We start from the raw sequence: 18,537 nt of genomic DNA on the forward strand, positions 1-18,537 counted from the left end.
GCGGCGCTCTCGGGGACACGGCGTGCAGTGAACGCTTGCGTTCACTGTCGAACACTCACTACGGTTGACGCAACAGTGAACGCGAGCGTTCACTAAGTCATTCCTGGGGGACACATAGTGACGACCTCTTCGACCTCTTCCTCCCTGATCCCTGACCAGAAGCCGGGAGCGGCCCGCCGGGACGGGCATCCCGGCATCGCACTCGCCGTCATCGCGGCCTGCCAACTCATGGTGGTCCTCGACGCGACGATTGTGAACATCGCGCTCCCGCACATTCAAGAAGCGCTCGACTTCAGCACCACGGACCTCACCTGGGTGGTCAGCGCCTACACGCTCACCTTCGGCGGTCTGCTGCTGCTCGGCGGCCGGGCCGGCGACATCCTGGGCCGTCGCCGGGTGTTCATGACCGGCATCCTGCTGTTCACGTTCGCCTCGCTGCTCGGCGGCTTCGCCCAGGAGCCCTGGCAGTTGCTCGCGGCCCGCGTCCTGCAGGGCATGGGCGGCGCCATCGCGTCGCCGACCTCGCTGGCGCTGATCACCACGACCTTCCCGGAGGGCCCGGAGCGCAACCGCGCCTTCGGCGTCTTCGCGGCCGTCTCCGCGGGCGGCGGCGCGATCGGGCTGCTGGCCGGCGGCATGCTCACCGAGTGGCTCGACTGGCGCTGGGTGCTCTTCGTCAACGTGCCGATCGGCCTGCTGATCGCGGTCCTTGCGCCGCTGTACATCAACGAGTCCGAGCGGCACACCGGGCGCTTCGACATCGCCGGCGCGGTGACCTCGACGGCCGGCATGGCCCTGCTGGTCTACGGCTTCATCCGGGCCGCCGACGAGGGCTGGCGGGACGGCCTGACCATCGGGTCCTTCGCCGCCGCGGTGGTCCTGCTCGCGGCGTTCGTGCTCATCGAGTCGCGGGCCAAGGAACCGATCACCCCGCTGAAGATGTTCGCCGACCGCAACCGCTCCGGCACCTACGTGATCATGCTGTGCCTGGCCGCCGCGATGTTCGGCATGTTCTTCTACATCGTGCTGTTCGTGCAGAACGTGCTGGGCTACACCCCGATCCAGGCCGGTCTCGCGTTCCTGCCGGTGACGGTGGTGATCGCGATCGGCGCCGGCCTCTCGCAGCGCTTCCTGCCCGTCTTCGGACCCAAGCCCTTCATGCTGGTGGGCTCCGCCCTGGCGGCGCTCGGCCTGGGCTGGCAGGCCCTGATCAGCGCGGACAGCTCCTACGTGGGCGGCGTGCTCGGCCCGATGCTGGTCTTCGGCTTCGGCATGGGCCTGAACTTCGTCACGCTGACCCTCACCGCGGTCTCCGGGGTCGCCCCGCACGAGGCGGGCGCGGCGTCCGGGCTGCTCAACGCGATGCAGCAGGTGGGCGGTTCGATCGGCCTCGCCATCCTGACCACGGTGTTCGGCACGGCGAGCCGGGACGAGGCGAAGAGCCAGGTGCCGGACTTCCTCGCCAACGCCTCGCCGGCGCAGAAGGCGGAGTTCGCGAGGACCCAGCAGCTGCCCGCCCCCTGGGGCCACGACGTACTGGCCCAGGGCATCTCGGCCGCCTTCATCCCGGCCGCCGCGATGGCCGTCCTCGCCCTGGCCACGGCCTGGCTGGTGATCCGGGTCCGCAAGAGCGACCTGGAGGCCCTGGCGGGCACGGCGGGGTCGGGGATGGGCTGACGGGCACGGCGGGCCGGGGATGGGCCGACGGGCGACGGCCGGACCGGGGCCCGGCACCTACGCCGTGACCCGCATCCAGTCCGGCAGGGCCTCCACCCGGTCCGCCCAGCCGGCCGGCGGCGCGCCGGCCGGGTGCGCGGCGACGACGCCGCCCACGATGGCGCAGGTGGTGTCCACGTCGCCGCCGGCCTGGGCCGTCGACCAGAAGGCGGATGCGTAGTCACCGAGCGAACGGGCCGCGGACCAGAGCGCGAAAGGCACCGTGTCGTGCGCGCTGGTCCGCCGGCCGCAGCCCAGCACCGCCGCCACCGTGGCCGTGTCGGCGTAGTCCAGCATGTCCCGCGCGCGGCGCAGCCCGGCCCCGACCGCGCTGCGGGCCGGCACCAGGCCGATCACGCCGTCCAGGAGCCGGTGCGGCTCGGGCGGTCCTGCCGGGTCCGCGGCCAGCGCCGCCGCGGCGGCCACCGCCATGGCGCCGACCACCGCCTCACGGTGCTGGTGCGTCGGGTAGGCCGAGATCTCGGCCTGGTGGGTCGCCTGCTCGGGGTCGTCCGCGTACCAGGCGCCGAGCGGGGCGATCCGCATCGCGGCGCCGTTGCCCCAGGAGCCCCGGCCGTCGAAGAGTGCGGCGGCCAGCTCCCGCCAGTCGCCGCCCTCCCGGACCAGGCGGAGGAGCCGGTTGACCGCGGGGCCGTAGCCTCGGTCGAAGTCGTGGTGCGCGGCGAAGGAGTGCGCCAGGGCGTCCTGGTCGACGCGGTGGTGCGCGGCGAGGACGGCGACCACGGAGCAGGCCATCTCCGTGTCGTCCGTCCACTGCCAGGTGCCGGCGGGCAGTTCGCGGCGCCCCAGCAGGGGGTAGTTGGCGGGTACGAAGAACTGGGAGCCGAGCGCGTCCCCCACCGACAGTCCGCGCAGGCTGGACAGGGCCCGCTCCAGGCGCCCGTCAGAAGATGTGTGGGTGGTCATCGCCCGGCACTCTATACGGACTTCATCCGGTGATCCCGTACGGCTCCGGGTCACGCCACCGCTCGAAGGGACGGTCGAGCCGGTACTTGCCGTCCTCGCCGAGGACGAGCATCCGCGTCTCGCCGTTGCCCGGGTTGGACAGCGACTCGAACTCGGCGACCGTCCAGTGGAACCACCGCATGCAGAACAGCCGCATCGCCAGGCCGTGCGTGACGAGCAGGACGTTCGGCGGGTGGTCGGGCTCCTCGAAGCTGCGGAACAGGCTCTCCAGGAAGCCGCCGACCCGGTCGTAGACGTCGGCGCCCGACTCGCCCTGGGCGAAGCGGTAGAAGAAGTGGCCGTAGGCGTCCCGGTAGGCCTTCTGCTTGCGCACCTCGTCGCGGTCCTGCCAGTTGCCCCAGTCCTGCTCGCGCAGCCGGGGCTCCTCCCGGATCCGTATCAGCTCCGGATCGAGGCCGAGGGAGTGCAGGGTCTGGTGGGTGCGCAGATACGGGGAGACGTACACGCTGACCCGCTCGCGCCCGAACACCTCGCGCAGCCGGCCGCCGGTCTCCTCGGCCTCGGCCCGGCCCCGCTCGGTGAGCGGCAGCGCGTGGTCGGGTTCGCGCTCGTAGACGGAGTCGTCGTGATTGCCGGTCGACTCCCCGTGCCGGACGAGGACGATACGCCGTGGTCGTGCCATACCGGCACCCTACCGGGGCAGGTCGGACCGCCTGTTCGGGCCGCCCGTCCACGCCGCCCGTTCAGACCGTCCAGGTGGACTCCAGCTCCACGATGTCGCCGGTGAGCGCCGCGACGTCCGCCTCCGTCTGGGCGCGCAGCGCCAGCCGCTCCACCCGCTCGGCGCGGTACTTGCCGTGCTCGGCGGCCGACCGCCACATCGACAGCACCAGGTACTCGTCGAGCGGCGCCTCGCCGAACAGGCCGCGGACCATGCCGGGCGAGCCGGCCATCGCCGGGTTCCAGACCTTCTCCTGCATCAGCACGAAGTGCTCGGCCCGCTCCTCGTGCACCCGGCAGTGCGCCACCCGCACCACGTCGGCGTCGGTGAAGCGCGGCTCGAAGCCGGTCTTCACGTCGAAGCGGTGGTCGAAGAGCCGGACCCGGGGATCCTTGAAGGTGCCCGCCTGCGCGGAGGCCAGCCGGTCGTGGGAACGGGCCATGAAGGAGTCGTAGAAGGCGCGGCTCTCCCAGAAGGCGAAGACGTGCGCCACGTCGGGCCGGCGCCGGCTCCAGCCACCGCCCTGCCCGCGGAAACCCGGCTCTCCCGGCAGCCCCGCCCACTTCCGCTGCCCGCGCTCGAACCCGCGGCGGTCCACCACGGTGCAGCGAATCCACTTGACCAGCACCGCGCCATGGTAAGGCCGGTGGGCGCGGCGCCGGTCACCTTCGGCCGGACCGCCCCTCCCGGCCGCCCGCCCGGACCGTGGCAGGATGGTCAACCGACTCCCGGGGTTCGGGAGTTGGCAGGTCGGGGCAGACGACGGTGAGCGGGAGGGAGACGTGGTCGTGAACGGCATCGGCAAGGGCGTCGGCAAGGTCGAGGTCGCGCTGCGGTGGGACCCGAGTCCGACCGGGCAGCCGCCCACGGACCTGGATCTGGTGGCCGCGACCTACTCGGCGAGCGATCCCTACGGCGAGCCTGCCTACGCGGTGCACTTCGACAGCCGTTCCCCGGACGGCACCATAGCCCTGGACCGGGACAGCACGGACGGCAAGGGCTTCGGCTTCGACGAGGTGATGACTCTGGAGCTGGCGCGGCTCGACGTGCGCTACGCGCGCGTGGTGGTCGGCGTGGTGATCCAGCAGCGCACGGCCGACCGCACCTTCGCCGGCGTGGCCGCCCCGGGCCTGCGCGTCCGCGAGGGCTACACCGACCTGGCCACCGACGACTTCACCGGCGTGCCCGCCGCGACGGCGGCGACGGTGGCGGAGTTCGTGCGGGACGCCACGGGCGCCTGGGAGTTCCACGCCGGCGTCCGCGGCTTCGAGGGCGACCCGGCGAGGTTCACCTCGGTCATGGGCCGCCGCCCCTGACGGTCCGGGAAACACGGTAAGGGGCGCCCGCCATTGCGGGCGCCCCTTACTCAGCGGAACTCAGGCGTCAGCTGCAGCCGCTGGTCGAGCCGCAGCCCTCGCAGATGTAGCAGGAGCCGGCGCGCTGCATCTTCGTGCCGCAGGAGAAGCACAGCGGGGCGTCGGCCTGGATGCCCAGCTGCATCTCCACCAGCTCGGCGCTGGTGTGCGCCTGCTGCGGGGCCGGCTTCGCCGTCTCGGCCTCGGCCTTCGGGGTGCCGACCGCCTTCAGCTCCTGGGCGCGCGGCGCCGACTGGGACAGCCCATCGATGTCCAGCTCCTCCTCGGACGGCTCGTAGGAGCCGGTCTCCAGGTGGCGCTGGCGCTCCTCGGCGGAGTGGATGCCGAGCGCGGAGCGCGTCTCGAAGGGCAGGAAGTCCAGCGCCAGGCGGCGGAAGATGTAGTCGACGATCGACTGCGCCATCCGCACGTCCGGGTCGTCCGTCATGCCGGCCGGCTCGAAGCGCATGTTGGTGAACTTCGAGACGTACGTCTCCAGCGGCACGCCGTACTGGAGGCCGACGGAGACCGCGATGGAGAAGGCGTCCATCATGCCCGCGAGGGTCGAGCCCTGCTTGGACATCTTCAGGAAGACCTCGCCCAGACCGTCGTCCGGGTAGGAATTGGCGGTCATGTAACCCTCGGCGCCGCCGACCGTGAAGGACGTGGTGATGCCGGGACGGCCCTTGGGCAGGCGCTTGCGGACCGGGCGGTACTCGACGATCTTCTCGACCGTCTCCCGGATCGCGGCCTCGGTCTTCTCGGTGACGGCGTCGGCCGCGGACTTCTCCTTGGTCTTGGCGGAGAGCGGCTGGCCGACCTTGCAGTTGTCGCGGTAGATGGCGAGCGCCTTGACGCCCATCTTCCACGCCTCGAAGTAGACCTCCTCGACGTCCTCGACGGTCGCCGACTCCGGCAGGTTGACCGTCTTGGACAGGGCGCCGGAGATCCACGGCTGGATCGCGGCCATCATCCGGACGTGGCCCATCGCGGAGATGGAGCGCTCGCCCATGGCGCAGTCGAACACCTCGTAGTGCTCGGTCCTGAGACCGGGGGCGTCGATCACATTGCCGTTGTCGGCGATGTGGGCGACGATCGCCTCGATCTGCTCCTCCTGGTAGCCCAGGCGGCGCAGGGCCTGCGGGACGGTGCCGTTGACGATCTGCATCGAGCCGCCGCCGACCAGCTTCTTGAACTTGACCAGCGCGAGGTCGGGCTCCAGCCCGGTGGTGTCGCAGGACATCGCCAGGCCGATGGTGCCGGTCGGGGCGATGACGGACGCCTGGGCGTTGCGGAAGCCGTTCTTCTCGCCGAGGCGCAGCACGTCCTGCCAGGCCTCCGTGGCGGCCGCCCAGATCGGCGAGTCCAGGTCGTCCACGCGCACGGCGACGGTGTTGGCGTCGGCGTGCTGCTTCATGACGCGCAGATGCGGCTGGGCGTTGCGGGCGTAGCCGTCGTACGGGCCGACGACCGCGGCCAGCTCGGCGGAGCGGCGGTAGGAGGTGCCGGTCATCAGGGAGGTGATGGCACCGGCCAGCGCGCGGCCGCCGTCGGAGTCGTAGGCGTGGCCGGTGGCCATCAGCAGGGCGCCGAGGTTGGCGTAGCCGATGCCCAGCTGGCGGAAGGCGCGGGTGTTCTCGCCGATCTTCTGGGTGGGGAAGTCGGCGAAGCAGATGGAGATGTCCATCGCGGTGATGACCAGCTCGACGACCTTGGCGAAGCGCTCGGCGTCGAAGGACTGGTTGCCCTTGCCGTCGTCCTTGAGGAACTTCATCAGGTTCAGCGAGGCGAGGTTGCAGGACGTGTTGTCCAGGTGCATGTACTCGCTGCACGGGTTCGAGCCGTTGATGCGGCCGGACTCGGGGCAGGTGTGCCAGTGGTTGATCGTGTCGTCGTACTGGATGCCCGGGTCGGCGCAGGCCCAGGCGGCCTCGGCCATCTTGCGGAAGAGGGACTTCGCCTCGACCTCCTCGATGACCTCGCCGGTCATCCGGGCGCGCAGGCCGAACTTGCCGCCCTGCTCGACGGCCTTCATGAACTCGTCGTTCACGCGGACGGAGTTGTTGGCGTTCTGGTACTGGACGGACGTGATGTCGTCGCCGCCCAGGTCCATGTCGAAGCCCGCGTCACGCAGGGCGCGGATCTTCTCCTCCTCCTTCACCTTGGTCTCGATGAAGTCCTCGATGTCGGGGTGGTCGACGTCGAGGATGACCATCTTGGCGGCCCGGCGGGTGGCGCCGCCGGACTTGATGGTGCCGGCGGAGGCGTCGGCGCCGCGCATGAAGGAGACGGGCCCGGAGGCGTTGCCGCCGGAGGAGAGCAGCTCCTTGGAGGAGCGGATCCGGGAGAGGTTCAGGCCGGCGCCGGAGCCGCCCTTGAAGATCATGCCCTCTTCCTTGTACCAGTCGAGGATCGACTCCATGGAGTCGTCGACGGCCAGGATGAAGCAGGCGGAGACCTGCTGCGGCTGGGGCGTGCCCACGTTGAACCAGACGGGGCTGTTGAAGCTGAAGATCTGGTGCAGGAGGGCGTACGCCAGCTCGTGCTCGAAGATCTCCGCGTCGGCGGGCGAGGGGAAGTAGCCGTGGTCCTCGCCGGCCTTGCGGTACGTCTTCACGATGCGGTCGATCAGCTGCTTGAGGCCGGTCTCGCGCTGCGGGGTGCCGACGGCACCGCGGAAGTACTTGCTGGTGACGATGTTGACCGCGTTCACCGACCAGAACTCGGGGAACTCGACGCCGCGCTGCTCGAAGTTGACCGAGCCGTCGCGCCAGTTGGTCATGACGACGTCACGACGCTCCCAGGCCACCTCGTCGTAGGGATGGACCCCGGGGGTGGTGTGGACGCGCTCGATACGGAGTCCCTTGGCCGCCTTGGTGCCCTTGGCGCGGGAGCTCCGTGCCGGACCGCTCGCCGTCTCTGTCATGCCGCCTCCCTGTACGGGCGAAAACGCCCTGAAGTGCCCCGTTGTTCCCGTGGCACGGTGTGCTGTCTGGTGTCGCGGGCGTCTCGCGCCCGCCCGCGACAGGTCTTGGCGCCGCGTCGTCAGTCGGCGGCGGACGCGGGTTCGGGCACCTGTGCGGTCCCCGCCCTCCCGCGGTCGTCCGGCGGGCTCGCGGCACCGGCGTCGCCGCCGTCACCGCCCTCGCCGTGGTGTCCCGTCGCGGCCCTCAGCTCGCCGATCGCCGCCTCGAAGTCCTCGAGCGAGTCGAAGGCCCGGTAGACGGAGGCGAAGCGGAGGTAGGCGACGAGGTCCAGCTCCTGGAGCGGGCCGAGTATGGCCAGCCCCACGTCATGCGTGGTCAGCTCGGCGCTCCCGGTGGCGCGCACCGCCTCCTCGACCCGCTGGCCGAGCTGGGCGAGGGCGTCCTCGGTGACGGGCCGGCCCTGGCAGGCCTTGCGCACGCCGTTGATCACCTTGGTGCGGCTGAAGGGCTCGGTGACCCCGGACCGCTTCACCACCATGAGCGAGCACGTCTCCACGGTCGTGAAGCGACGGGAGCAGTCGGGGCACTGGCGGCGCCTGCGGATCGACGTGCCGTCGTCGGTCGTACGACTGTCGACGACGCGGCTGTCGGGGTGCCTGCAGAAGGGGCAGTGCATGTACTCCCAACCCTCCTCACAGCAGACTCGATGGCCTCGAAAGACCTCACGGGCCCCTCGAAGCAGCCCCCAGCATAGGCGATGGCACCGGGTCCGATGACCCGGGGGACCACAACTTCTGGGCCGCTGATGCCATCCAACCACTAGATGTGGGATTCGGCGCCGATAAACACGATCCGCGCGCGTGTCGCTCCCGAGCGTGCGCGCGGGGCGGTCCCCGACCTGGGCGGGAGCGGATGGCAGACTGGGCGGGCCCGCCTCGGGAGCCGCCACGGCGGTGAAGGCTACCGCAGCGGACCGCCCCCTCCGGCAGAGCGAATCGGCGCCCTATACACCGAGGTCCGCCATCCGAATAGACGAATCGCGGTTTTTCACTCGAACGTGTGTTTGGCGCAACCTTTCGAAAGCTACTACCGTTGTGATGCGCAGGGAGACCATCGAGAGGGGCCGACGTGACCACCACCGCCGACAGTGCCGCGCTCACCGCTCAGGACCGCCCCCAGGGCCGCCCTGAGCCGGTGCACGCGATGAGCGACGCCGCGCATCCCGAGGCGCACAAGCGCTCCCTGCCGGGCCGACCTCCCGGCATCCGGGCGGACAGCTCGGGCCTCACCGACCGCCAGCGCCGGGTGATCGAGGTCATCCGGGACTCCGTGCAGCGCCGGGGGTATCCCCCGTCCATGCGGGAGATCGGCCAGGCGGTCGGCCTCTCCAGCACCTCGTCCGTGGCGCACCAGCTGATGGCCCTCGAGCGGAAGGGCTTCCTGCGCCGCGACCCGCACCGCCCGCGCGCCTACGAGGTACGCGGCTCCGACCAGGCCAGCTCGGTGCAGCCCACGGACACCGCGGGCAAGCCGGCGGCGTCGTACGTCCCGCTGGTCGGCCGGATCGCCGCCGGTGGCCCGATCCTCGCCGAGGAGTCCGTCGAGGACGTCTTCCCGCTGCCGCGGCAGCTGGTCGGCGACGGCGAGCTGTTCGTGCTGAAGGTGGTCGGCGACTCGATGATCGAGGCCGCCATCTGCGACGGCGACTGGGTGACGGTCCGCCGCCAACCGGTCGCGGAGAACGGCGACATCGTCGCCGCCATGCTCGACGGCGAGGCCACCGTGAAGCGCTTCAAGCGCGAGGACGGCCACGTGTGGCTCCTCCCGCACAACGCGGCCTACGAGCCGATCCCCGGTGACGACGCGACCATTCTCGGCAAGGTGGTGGCCGTACTGCGCCGCGTCTGAGCCGCCCCGACCGGGCCCCGGAACCCCCTGCGCCGGTTCCGGGGTCCTGTGCTGTCCGGCCCCGCCCGTCAGCCGGCCTCCGTCGCCTGCGCCACCGCGTCGATGGCGGCCAGCGACCTGCGCACCTGGTTGCGGTCGGTGGTGTACCAGAAGTCGGGCAGCGAGGCCTTGAGGTAGCTGCCGTACCGGGCCGTGGCGAGCCGCGGGTCGAGGACGGCGACCACGCCCCGGTCTCCGGTCGCGCGCACCAGGCGGCCGGCGCCCTGCGCCATCAGCAGCGCGGCGTGTGTGGCGGCGACCGCCATGAAGCCGTTGCCGCCGGCCTCCTCCACCGCCTTCTGGCGGGCGCTCATCAGCGGGTCGTCCGGGCGCGGGAACGGGATCTTGTCCATGACGACCAGCTGGCAGCTGGGACCCGGCACGTCCACGCCCTGCCAGAGCGACAGGGTGCCGAACAGGCAGGTCTTCGGGTCGGCGGCGAAGTTCTTGATCAGCTCGCCGAGGGTCTCCTCGCCCTGGAGCAGCACCGGGAACTCGGGCAGCCGGGAGCGCAGTTCCTCGGCGGCGAGCTGGGCGCCGCGCATCGAGGAGAACAGCCCGAGGGTGCGCCCGCCCGCCGCCTGGATCAGCTCGGTCAGCTCGTCGAGCATGTCGCCGCGGTCGCCGTCGCGGGCGGGGCGGGCCAGGTGCTTGGCGACGTACAGGATGCCCTGCCGGGGGTAGTCGAAGGGCGAGCCGACGTCGACGCCCTTCCACCGCGGGACGTCCTCGCCCTCCGTGCCCTCGGGGGCGAGGCCCAGCGAGGCCCCGACGCCGTTGAAGTCGCCGCCCAGCTTGAGCGTCGCCGAGGTGAGGACGACGGAGCGGTCGGTGAAGAGCTTCTCGCGCAGCAGCCCGGAGACGGACATCGGGGCGACGCGCAGCGAGGCACCGAAGCGGTCGTGCCGCTCATACCAGACGACGTCCCACTCCGAGCCGTTGGTGATCCGCTCCGCCACGTCGTGCACGGCCTCCACGGAGGCCAGCGCCTGCTTGCGGACCGCGTCCTCGTCCTGGACGGACTTGTCGCGGGTGGCGCCGATGGCGGAGATGACCGTGCGGCAGGCGTCACGCAGCGCCATCAGCGCGTACCCGAGGTCCTCCGGGATCTCCTCCAGGCGGCCGGGCAGGGCAAGCTCCATCAGCCGCTCGAAGCCCTCGGCAGCGGTCTGGAGCTGGTCGGCGGCCTTCTCGTTGGCCAGCTTGGCGGCCCGGCGCACCGCGCGGTTGACCTGGCCTGGGGTGAGTTCGCCGGTGGCGACGCCGGTGACCCGGCCGACGAGTTCGTGCGCCTCGTCCACGATCAGGACCTCGTGCTGGGGCAGCACCGGGGCGCCCTCGATGGCGTCGATGGCGAGCAGCGCGTGGTTGGTGACGACGACGTCGGAGAGCTTGGCCCGCTCCCGGGCGTTCTCCGCGAAGCACTCCGCGCCGTACGCGCACTTCGAGGCGCCCAGGCACTCCCGGGAGGACACCGACACCTGGGCCCAGGCCCGGTCGGAGACGCCCGGCGTCAGGTCGTCCCGGTCGCCGGTCTCCGTCTCGTCCGCCCAGTCCCGCATGCGCAGCAGGTCCTGGCCGAGCCGGCTGGTGGGGGCGGCCGCCTCGAACTGGTCGAACAGGCCCTCCTCCTCGTCCTGCGGCATGCCCTCGTGCAGGCGGTGCAGGCAGAGGTAGTTGGACCGGCCCTTGAGCATCGCGAACTCCGGGCGGCGGCGCAGCGTCGGGTGGAGCGCGTCCACCGTGCGCGGCAGGTCGCGCTCGACGAGCTGGCGCTGGAGGGCGAGCGTCGCGGTGGCCACGACCACCCGCTCCCCGTGCGCCAGCGCGGGCACCAGATAACCCAGGGACTTGCCGGTGCCGGTGCCGGCCTGGACCAGCAGATGGGAGCCGTTGTCGATGGCTTCCTCGACGGCTTCCGCCATGGCGGCCTGGCCGGGACGCTCCGTGCCGCCGACGGCGGTGACGGCGGCGTGCAGGAGTTCGGGGAGTGAGGGCTTCGTCATAGCCCGACCACCCTACGGCCCGGCACCGACAATCGGGCGGTCGCCTGTGGTCCGGCGGGCGGCCGGGGGTGCTCGGCCGGGAGCCGGTCGCGGACCATGAGGGCGGCCCGCTTGCCCGGCAGGTCCACGTCGTCCTCCCGCCGGAAGCCGGCGCCGAGGAAGGCGGCGACGGAGGGGGCGTTGCGCACGTCGGGCTCGGCCAGCACGCGCGTGCAGCGCGGGCGCGCGGCGAGGACAAGGCCGGTCACGGCCCGCAGCAGGGCGGTGCCCAGGCCCCGGCCCCGGTCGGCGGCGTCGCCGATCAGCAGGTGGAGGCCGGTGTCGTGGGGGTGTACGGGCACGTGGCGGGCGAGCGGGTCGAGGTCGGCCCGGTAGACCTCCCAGTAGCTCATCGGCCGGCCCGCGAGGACGCCGAGGCACGGCACGCTGCGGCCGTCGCCCGCGAGCTGGGCCCGCAGGTGCTCCCCGGTCACGGCGGGCGGCCCGGCCAGCTCCCAGAAGGCGGCGACGGCGGGGTCGTTCATCCAGCGGGCGATCAGGGGCAGGTCCCGGTGGATCCGCACCGGCACGAGGCGGAAGGGGCCGGCTGGGGTGGGGACGGTCGCGGTGGGCGGATCGCTGGGGGCCACGGACCGCTCCTTTCGCTCAGGCGTGCAGGGGATTGGCGACGGTGACGTACACCGACTGCGTGTCGACCGGGCCGGCCAGCTCGTCCAGGCCGTGCAGCCGGGTCAGCAGGTTGGCCTTGCAGCGCAGCACCGGCGAGTCGAGCAGGTGGCCCGGCAGCGTGCCTCGGCCGCGGGCCGGGCCGGCGGCGAGGGGGGCGAGGAAGCGGCGGAAGGCGGCGAGCAGCAGCCGTTCGTCCGCGAGCCCCTCGTGGCCGAGGGCGCCGACGAGGCCGAAGACGTTGTTGACGGCGAGGTAGTACGCGAAGCGCTCGTCGGCGACGGCGTCGGCGACGAAGGTGTCACTGGCCGCGCCGACCCCGGGTAGCAGGGCGTCCAGCCCGGCGCGCCGGGAGTCGCGGAAGTAGTAGCCCTGGTTGTCCCGGTAGCGGCCGCCCGCCGGCCAGCCTTCGGCGTCGAGGAGGAGCAGCGTGTTCTGCTGGTGCGCCTCCAGGGCGATGCCCGCCTCCGCGTCCAGCCACAGCACGGGGCGGACCAGGTGTTCGAGGTAGCGCAGGAACCACTCTGCGGCGACGGCGCCGCGCGGGCGGCCGGTGCGCCGGGCGAGTCGCGTGAGGATGTCGGCCAGCCTGGACTGCGCGAGGGTGCCGTCCCGGCCGGGGCGCGGTGCGGTGAGGGCGGCGACGCAGGAGACGTCGTCGGCGGGCCGGAAGGGGTTGTGCCGCACGACGGCGTCGAGGCCGGGCACGGGGGCGCCGTCCGGGGTGTCGACGGCGATCCAGGCCGGGTCGCGGACGATGTCGAAGTCCGGGTGGGCGGCCCGCCACCGCGCGGCGAGGCCGGCCCGCAGCAGGCGGTGCACCTCGACGCCCCGGTGCAGCTCCTTGCGGAGGTTCTCCCGGCGGGAATTGGTGATCCGCAGTGCCAGGGAGAGCTTGAGCATGGCGGGCGCGCCCGTGCGGTGGACGGTCCGCACGGAGGAGGTGGGGTGCCAGGGCTCGCCGTGCGCGCCGAGGTCGCGGAGCAGCCCGGCGTCCAGCAGTGCCGCGGCCTCGGGCCGCCGGCGGACCTCGCGGAGCTGCCAGGGGTGCACGGGCAGGAGCGCGTAGCCGTCCGGGAGCGCGGGCAGCGCAGGCCGGTCGCCGGTGGGACGGCCGGCGAGGCGGGCGGTGAGCCGGGGCGCGGACACCGGGCGTCCGGCCTCGGTCCAGGCCGAGTCGGCGGCCAGCACGGAGGGGGCGACGGCGAGCCAGTGCAGCGGGAACGAGCCGCGCAGCTCGGGCGCGTAGCACCGGTCCTCGGTCTCGGTGAGGCCCTCGCGGCTCTTCGGGGTCGGGTGCAGGGGGTGCCCGAGGACGAGGGCCTGCTCGGCGTCGAGGAAGAGGTCGCGGCCGGCGTCCGCGGGGCGTTCGCGGCGGTCACGGACGTAGCAGGCCGTGCGGCGCACGGAGTCGGCCACACGGGCGACGAGTTCCGTCCCCTCGGGCCCGCCGGCCGACGCCTCCCGGGCCAGCAGCGCGGCGACGGTGACGGCGTCGAGGGGCGGCGCCGCATCGCCGGCGCCTTCCAGGCGGGCGGCCCCGAGGCGGTGCCGTCCCGTGGCGGACCAGTGGTGGACGGGGACGGTCAGCGCGGTGCCGCTGGCCGGCAACGGCACGCGCAGCAGCTCGCCGGTCGGGGCGAAGGGGCCGGCCTCACGCGTCCAGCAGCACAGCAGGGTCTCCACGGCGACGCGGTCGGCGAGGCGGTGACATGCCGCGTCGGCGCCGCCCGGTGCGGGGGGACCGCCCTGCGCGGGGACACGCGCTTCGGCGGGGGCGGGCGGCAGGGGCTCGGGGGCGGTGGTGGACAACGCGGATCCTCGTGACGTGCGGTGGCGGTGGCGATTGTCGAGCGGACAAGCGGACAAGCGGACGGGCCAGCGGTTCAGCGGATCGCGCGCGACCGCGGCGGGGCCGGGCCGCCCCGGGGCCGGGACGCCGCCTGGACCGCGTCCGCCAGGCGGTCCAGTACCGCCGTGGCCTGCTCCTCCGTGATCGTCAGTGGCGGCAGCAGCCGTACGGCCGGGCCCGCGGCGTCGACGATCAGTCCGCGGCGCAGGCACTCCCGCCGCACGGTGTCGGCGAGGAGGCGGGCGTCGCCGTCCGGGGCCGTCAGCTCCAGGCCGATCAACAGCCCGCGCCCTCGCACGGCCCCGACGGGCGCCGAGTCCCCCAGCTCCCGCAACCGGGCGAGCATCCGGGCGCCCAGGGCGGCGGCGTGCTCGGCGAGCCGGTTCTCGCGGAGGTGGGCCAGCGTCGCCGTGCCCGCGGCGAGGGCGAGCTGGTTGGGGCGGAAGGCGGCGCGGGCGGACGGCCCGGGATCCAGCTCGGCCCGGTGCGCCAGCGCGGCCAGCGGCAGGCCGCCGCCGACGGCGTCGGAGAGCACGAGGACGTCGGGAGTGACCCCGCTGTGGTCCACCGCCCAGAAGGCGCCGGTCCGCCCCGCCCCCGTGCCTCTCTCGTCGGCGATCAGGGCGACGGAGTGCGCGGAGGTGCTCTGCCGCAGCCGGCGTACCCAGGCGTCGGGCGCGCACAGCAGGCCGCCGGGGCCGTGGGCGGGCTCCAGGAGCACGCCGGCCGGTCGGTCGGCGCCCGGCCCGAGTTCGCCAAGGTCGCCGCAGGAGTCGCAGGTCTCGTAGGACTCGTAGGGTGCCGGGACCGGTCCAAGGCCTCGCCCGCCCGCCACCGGCGTGCACGCGAGGACCCGCTCCCGCCCCGTCGCCGCCCGGACCAGGTCGACGGCGGCGCCGATCGCGTCCGCGCCGCCCACCCCGCAGAACCGTACGCGCGCGTCGTCGCCGAGGCCGGGCGGCAGGGTGCGCCGCAGTTCCGCGACGAAGGCGTCCTCGGCCGGTGTGGTGCGGCCCATGCCCTGCAGCGGCGCGCCGGAGTCGAGGATCTTGCGGACGGCCGCCAGGACGACCGGGTGGTTGTGGCCGAGGACCAGCTTTCCGCCGCCGGAGACGCAGTCCAGGTAGCGGCGGCCGTCCGCGCCCTCGACGGTCAGGCCCCGCGCCCGCACCGGCACGATCGGCAGGGCGGCACCCGGGGAGGCGCGCGCCGCCGGCTCGCGGGAGGGTGTGTGCCGCGCACCGCCCGGCCGTACCGTCGCCATCCGTTCCCCGCACGCCGGTCCCGTCACCGCTCCCCGCCTCCCCACGGTCCGGGGGCCGTTGGACGGCGGCCCCCTCACCGCTACAACCCCCGGCCGCGCCAGGGGTCACGGGTCGGACCCGAGTTCCCGCCCGCGATCGGCGTGTCGCGGGTGACACCTGGTCAGTGCGCTGTATCCGAACCGTTGCCGACCCGTCAGATCCCGCCCACAGCCACCGCATAGTCTGTGGAACCGTTCCAGGGCGCCTCGGCGCCGCGTTCGTTCACACCTGGGGGAGTCCACCACATGCGACTGATACGGCCGTCGGCCACCGCACGAAGGCGCCGGACCGGGCGGCGCCGGACGTCCCCTGTGCCGTACGCCGCCGTGGCGCTCGTCTCGGTGTTCGCGCTCACCGCCACCGCCTGCGACAGCGGCGACGACGAGGCGGGCGGTGATCCCTCGGCCGCCGCGTCCTCGCCCGGCGACGACAAGGGTGACGGAAAGATCCGTGTTCCGCAGGGCATCAAGGACAAGCTGAAGCAGCACGGGATCGACGTCGACGAGTGGAAGAACGGCGCCTGGAAGGACTGGAGCAAGGACGACTGGCTGCGCGAGGCGCAGGACTTCGTCAACCCGATCATCGAGGGCCTGTGGGACCCGGAGCGGATGCGGGACGCCCAGGAGCCCGACCAGGGTGTCGACGAGAACGACCTCTCCGGTGACCAGGGCGTCACCGACCCGGAGCCGGTGCCGGTGCGGGCGAAGGGCGTGGCGCCGAAGTACCACGACAGCGTCCCGGTGGCCGGCAAGCTGCTGTTCGACGCGCCCGAGGGCACGATGGTCTGCTCGGCGACCGTCGTGACGGACCCCGCGCACCCCGGCAAGTCGAATCTGGTCTGGACGGCCGGCCACTGCGTGCACGCCGGCAAGAAGGGCGGCTGGTACCGCAACATCGCCTTCGTGCCGTCGTACAACGACGCGGGCGCGTCGACCGCCGAACTCCAGGACGCCACCAAGGAGGAGGTCGCTCCCTACGGTGTCTGGTGGGGCGACTGGGCGCAGACCTCGGACCAGTGGATCGAGCAGGGCGGCTCCACCGGCGGCGACGGCGCCCCCTACGACTTCGCCGTCATCCATGTGACGCCGGAGAAGGGGAGCACCGGCAGGTCGCTGGAGGAGACCGTCGGCGGGGCGCTGCCGGTGGACTTCGCCGCGCCCGCGGTGCCGCAGGTCAAGAGCGTCACGGCGACCGGCTACCCGGCCGCGCCGCCGTACGACGGGCAGCGGATGTTCCAGTGCGCGGACAAGCCTGGCCGACTGTCCATCGACACCGGCCAGCCGACGATGTACCGCATCGGCTGCTCGATGACCGGCGGTGCGTCGGGCGGCGGCTGGGTCGCGGCCGGCTCCGACGGCAAGCCGGCGCTGGTGTCCAACACCTCCATCGGCCCGGTGACGGCCGGCTGGCTGGCCGGTCCCCGGCTCGGTCCGGAGGCCAAGGGCGTGTACGACGCGGTGAGCGGCAAGTTCGCCGGTCAGTGAGCGCGTAGCGGACATGCGAACGGCCCGCCCCTCCCTGTGCAGGAGAGGGGCGGGCCGTTCCGTGCTCGCGTGCTCGGGTCAGCGCGCCGAGGCCGCCGGGGCGTACGGCGTCAGTTCCGCCGCCAGCTCCTCGTGCACCCGGACCTTGAGCAGGGTGCCCTCCGCGGTGTGCTCCTCGGAGATCACCTCGCCCTCGTCGTGGGCGCGGGCGACCAGCTTGCCGTGGGTGTACGGCACGAGCGCCTCGATCTCGACCGACGGCCGGGGCAGCTCGTTGTCGATCAGGGCGAGCAGCTCGGGGATGCCCTGGCCGGTGCGGGCGGACACCGCGAGGGAGCGCTTCTCCGTCCGCAGCAGCCGCTGGAGGACCAGCGGGTCGGCCAGGTCGGCCTTGTTGATCACCACGAACTCGGGCACGTCGGTGGCGCCGACGTCCCTGATCACCTCGCGCACGGCGGCCAGCTGCTCCTCCGGGGCGGGGTGCGAGCCGTCCACCACGTGCAGGATCAGGTCGGACTCGCCGACCTCCTCCATGGTGGAGCGGAACGCCTCGACCAGGTGGTGCGGCAGGTGCCGGACGAAGCCGACGGTGTCCGCCAGGGTGTACAACCGCCCGCTCGGCGTCTCCGCGCGGCGCACGGTCGGGTCGAGGGTGGCGAACAGCGCGTTCTCCACCAGCACGCCCGCGCCGGTGAGGCGGTTGAGCAGCGAGGACTTGCCGGCGTTGGTGTACCCCGCGATGGCGACGGAGGGCACCTTGTGGCGCTTGCGCTCCTGGCGCTTGATCTCGCGGCCGGTCTTCATCTCCGCGATCTCCCGGCGCATCTTCGCCATCTTCTCGCGGATCCGGCGACGGTCCGTCTCGATCTTGGTCTCACCGGGGCCGCGGGTGGCGAGGCCGCCGCCCTTGCCGCCGCCCATCTGCCGGGACAGCGACTGACCCCAGCCGCGCAGCCGCGGCAGCATGTACTGCATCTGCGCGAGCGCGACCTGCGCCTTGCCCTCCCGGGACTTGGCGTGCTGGGCGAAGATGTCGAGGATCAGGGCGGTGCGGTCGATGACCTTGACCTTGACGACGTCTTCGAGGTGGATGAGCTGGCCGGGGCTCAGCTCACCGTCGCAGATGACGGTGTCGGCGCCCGTCTCGACCACGACGTCGCGCAGCTCCAGGGCCTTGCCGGAGCCGATGTAGGTGGCGGCGTCCGGCTTGTCGCGGCGCTGGATCACGCCGTCGAGGACGAACGCGCCGGCGGTCTCGGCGAGGGCGGCCAGCTCCGCGAGGGAGTTGTCCGCGTCCTCGACCGTGCCCGAGGTCCACACACCGACGAGCACGACCCGCTCCAGGCGGAGCTGGCGGTACTCGACCTCGGTGACGTCCTCCAGCTCGGTGGAGAGGCCCGCCACCCGGCGCAGCGCCGCACGCTCGGAGCGGTCGTACTGCTCGCCGTCCCGCTCCGAGTCGATCTCGTTGCCCCTGACGACGTCCTCTTCCATCAGGGCATCGGCCCGCAGGCCGTCGTTGTAGGTGCGCGCGCGGCGCTCGGCGTCCTGGGAAGGGGATGAAGAGTGGGTCATTGGATCCTTACGTGTCTGGGGCTCGGGTGGCCGGAAGCGGGTGCCGCGGCACCCGTC

General features: G+C 72.9%; 14 protein-coding genes. 4 read left to right on the forward strand and 10 right to left on the reverse strand.

What is annotated here, in order from left to right; translation table 11 throughout:
• Positions 1 to 117: 117 nt before the first annotated feature.
• Entirely contained in the window at positions 118 to 1,677 is a 1,560-nt protein-coding gene (locus tag ACGFZL_RS27850; protein WP_393695774.1) for an MFS transporter, read from the forward strand.
• 57 nt (positions 1,678 to 1,734) lie between these two features.
• Here ACGFZL_RS27850 and ACGFZL_RS27855 read toward each other — a convergent pair whose 3' ends face one another.
• From ACGFZL_RS27855 to ACGFZL_RS27865, 3 genes are all read right to left on the reverse strand, one after another.
• Complete coding sequence (locus ACGFZL_RS27855; protein ID WP_355171470.1) at positions 1,735 to 2,643, reverse strand: ADP-ribosylglycohydrolase family protein; 909 nt, start codon at positions 2,641 to 2,643, stop codon at positions 1,735 to 1,737.
• A 22-nt stretch (positions 2,644 to 2,665) separates the two neighbouring features.
• Positions 2,666 to 3,325, reverse strand: a complete 660-nt coding sequence (locus ACGFZL_RS27860; protein WP_355171472.1) for a phosphoglycerate mutase family protein — start codon at positions 3,323 to 3,325, stop codon at positions 2,666 to 2,668.
• 61 nt (positions 3,326 to 3,386) lie between these two features.
• A complete protein-coding gene (locus tag ACGFZL_RS27865) occupies positions 3,387 to 3,992 on the reverse strand; it encodes a YdbC family protein (protein ID WP_393695777.1) in 606 nt (201 codons plus the stop codon).
• A gap of 160 nt (positions 3,993 to 4,152) precedes the next feature.
• Between ACGFZL_RS27865 and ACGFZL_RS27870 the strand changes: the two genes are divergently transcribed.
• Positions 4,153 to 4,680 carry a TerD family protein gene (locus ACGFZL_RS27870; RefSeq protein WP_355171600.1) on the forward strand — a complete coding sequence of 176 codons (528 nt, stop codon included), beginning with the start codon at positions 4,153 to 4,155 and terminating at the stop codon, positions 4,678 to 4,680.
• Positions 4,681 to 4,747: 67 nt separating this feature from the next.
• Here the strand turns inward: ACGFZL_RS27870 and ACGFZL_RS27875 are convergent, their stop codons facing one another.
• On the reverse strand, positions 4,748 to 7,645 hold the full coding sequence (locus ACGFZL_RS27875) for a vitamin B12-dependent ribonucleotide reductase (RefSeq protein WP_393695779.1): 2,898 nt from the start codon (positions 7,643 to 7,645) through the stop codon (positions 4,748 to 4,750).
• A 119-nt stretch (positions 7,646 to 7,764) separates the two neighbouring features.
• A complete protein-coding gene (gene nrdR / locus ACGFZL_RS27880) occupies positions 7,765 to 8,322 on the reverse strand; it encodes a transcriptional regulator NrdR (protein ID WP_393695781.1) in 558 nt (185 codons plus the stop codon).
• Between the two features lie 452 nt (positions 8,323 to 8,774).
• Here nrdR and lexA point away from each other — a divergent pair, with 452 nt between their 5' ends.
• Positions 8,775 to 9,554, forward strand: a complete 780-nt coding sequence (gene lexA / locus ACGFZL_RS27885) for a transcriptional repressor LexA (protein WP_355171480.1) — start codon at positions 8,775 to 8,777, stop codon at positions 9,552 to 9,554.
• A gap of 68 nt (positions 9,555 to 9,622) precedes the next feature.
• Here lexA and ACGFZL_RS27890 read toward each other — a convergent pair whose 3' ends face one another.
• From ACGFZL_RS27890 to ACGFZL_RS27905, 4 genes are all read right to left on the reverse strand, one after another.
• Complete coding sequence (locus ACGFZL_RS27890) at positions 9,623 to 11,599, reverse strand: ATP-dependent DNA helicase (RefSeq protein ID WP_393695783.1); 1,977 nt, start codon at positions 11,597 to 11,599, stop codon at positions 9,623 to 9,625.
• Positions 11,596 to 12,261, reverse strand: coding sequence for a GNAT family N-acetyltransferase (locus ACGFZL_RS27895; protein ID WP_393695860.1), 666 nt, complete (start codon positions 12,259 to 12,261; stop codon positions 11,596 to 11,598). Before ACGFZL_RS27895 ends, ACGFZL_RS27890 begins: the two co-directional genes overlap by 4 nt.
• Complete coding sequence (locus tag ACGFZL_RS27900) at positions 12,245 to 14,077, reverse strand: IucA/IucC family protein (RefSeq protein ID WP_393695785.1); 1,833 nt, start codon at positions 14,075 to 14,077, stop codon at positions 12,245 to 12,247. The genes ACGFZL_RS27895 and ACGFZL_RS27900 overlap by 17 nt, the downstream gene beginning before the upstream one ends.
• A gap of 74 nt (positions 14,078 to 14,151) precedes the next feature.
• Positions 14,152 to 15,381 carry an aminotransferase class III-fold pyridoxal phosphate-dependent enzyme gene (locus tag ACGFZL_RS27905; protein ID WP_393695787.1) on the reverse strand — a complete coding sequence of 410 codons (1,230 nt, stop codon included), beginning with the start codon at positions 15,379 to 15,381 and terminating at the stop codon, positions 14,152 to 14,154.
• A gap of 285 nt (positions 15,382 to 15,666) precedes the next feature.
• Between ACGFZL_RS27905 and ACGFZL_RS27910 the strand changes: the two genes are divergently transcribed.
• Positions 15,667 to 16,905 carry a trypsin-like serine peptidase gene (locus ACGFZL_RS27910; protein ID WP_393695789.1) on the forward strand — a complete coding sequence of 413 codons (1,239 nt, stop codon included), beginning with the start codon at positions 15,667 to 15,669 and terminating at the stop codon, positions 16,903 to 16,905.
• Positions 16,906 to 16,983: 78 nt separating this feature from the next.
• Here ACGFZL_RS27910 and hflX read toward each other — a convergent pair whose 3' ends face one another.
• Positions 16,984 to 18,480 (reverse strand): GTPase HflX, encoded by a 1,497-nt coding sequence (gene hflX / locus ACGFZL_RS27915; protein ID WP_393695791.1) that lies wholly within the window; start codon positions 18,478 to 18,480, stop codon positions 16,984 to 16,986.
• Between the last annotated feature and the right edge of the window lie 57 nt (positions 18,481 to 18,537).

Origin of the sequence: Streptomyces sp. NPDC048182 (genome assembly GCF_043202555.1) — a bacterium.
Lineage (GTDB): Bacteria > Actinomycetota > Actinomycetes > Streptomycetales > Streptomycetaceae > Streptomyces.

Coding starts and splice junctions, on each gene's coding strand:
- ACGFZL_RS27855 (WP_355171470.1), bottom strand. CDS start 2,643: ATGACCACCCACACATCTTCTGACGGGCGCCTGGAGCGGGCCCTGTCC.
- ACGFZL_RS27860 (WP_355171472.1), bottom strand. CDS start 3,325: ATGGCACGACCACGGCGTATCGTCCTCGTCCGGCACGGGGAGTCGACC.
- ACGFZL_RS27875 (WP_393695779.1), bottom strand. CDS start 7,645: ATGACAGAGACGGCGAGCGGTCCGGCACGGAGCTCCCGCGCCAAGGGC.
- nrdR (WP_393695781.1), bottom strand. CDS start 8,322: ATGCACTGCCCCTTCTGCAGGCACCCCGACAGCCGCGTCGTCGACAGT.
- ACGFZL_RS27890 (WP_393695783.1), bottom strand. CDS start 11,599: ATGACGAAGCCCTCACTCCCCGAACTCCTGCACGCCGCCGTCACCGCC.
- ACGFZL_RS27905 (WP_393695787.1), bottom strand. CDS start 15,381: ATGGCGACGGTACGGCCGGGCGGTGCGCGGCACACACCCTCCCGCGAG.
- ACGFZL_RS27910 (WP_393695789.1), top strand. CDS start 15,667: ATGCGACTGATACGGCCGTCGGCCACCGCACGAAGGCGCCGGACCGGG.
- hflX (WP_393695791.1), bottom strand. CDS start 18,480: ATGACCCACTCTTCATCCCCTTCCCAGGACGCCGAGCGCCGCGCGCGC.